The following is a 1,047-nucleotide window of genomic DNA, read 5'->3' as shown; positions in this document are numbered from 1 at the left end:
TGGCGGTTGTGTGCGTTTGCCGCGTGTTATCGGTGCAGATAGCGCGATGGAAATCATCACGCAAGGCAAAGCATGTCGTGCAGATGAAGCATTGAAGATTGGTTTATTGGATGCTGTGGTTGAAACTGATGCGTTGTATGAATCCGCATAGCAAACACTGACTTCAGATATCAACGAAAAGATCGATTGGCAAGCACGTCGTAAACAAAAAACCTCGCCACTGACACTCAGCAAGCTAGAGTCGATGATGAGCTTCACAATGGCAAAAGGCCTAGTGGCACAAGTAGCCGGTCCACACTACCCTGCGCCAATGACTGCAGTTATTACGATTGAAGAAGGCGCACGCTTTGCACGTAACGAAGCACTCGACATTGAACGCAAATACTTCGTTAAACTCGCGAAATCAGAAGAAGCCAAAGCTCTGGTTGGTCTGTTCCTCAACGACCAATACATCAAAGGCATCGCGAAAAAAGCGGCGAAATCAGCAAGCAAAGACACTGAGCGAGCAGCGGTATTAGGTGCAGGCATCATGGGTGGTGGCATCGCTTACCAATCTGCGCTGAAAGGCGTGCCAGTATTGATGAAAGACATCGCCCAACCATCTCTCGATTTAGGCATGACCGAAGCGTCTAAACTGCTGAACAAACGCCTTGCTCAAGGTCGTATCGACGGCTTCAAGATGGCGGGAATTTTGGCATCAATTACCCCAAGCCTACATTACGCAGGCATCGAAAACTCAGATGTGATTGTTGAAGCCGTTGTCGAAAATCCAAAAGTAAAAGCAGCGGTACTGAGCGAAGTCGAATCGCACGTTGGTGAAGACACCGTCATTACATCAAACACATCGACGATTCCAATCAACCTATTGGCACAATCACTTAAACGCCCAGAAAATTTCTGTGGTATGCACTTCTTTAACCCTGTGCATCGCATGCCTTTGGTTGAAATCATCCGTGGTGAGAAAACTTCTGATGAAACCATCAACCGCGTAGTGGCTTACGCAGCGAAAATGGGTAAATCCCCAATCGTCGTGAACGACTGTCCGGG

1 pseudogene is annotated in these 1,047 nt (G+C 47.9%); it reads left to right on the top strand.

The window, feature by feature from the left end:
• A pseudogene (locus tag R7070_RS26520) lies at positions 1 to 1,047 on the top strand (3-hydroxyacyl-CoA dehydrogenase NAD-binding domain-containing protein); the annotation flags it as partial.

Origin of the sequence: Vibrio sp. 1557 (genome assembly GCF_033340175.1) — a bacterium.
In the GTDB taxonomy this organism is placed as follows: domain Bacteria; phylum Pseudomonadota; class Gammaproteobacteria; order Enterobacterales; family Vibrionaceae; genus Vibrio; species Vibrio alginolyticus.
Note: the sequence above shows the minus strand (reverse complement) of the source record. Positions and strands in the feature narration are given on the sequence as shown.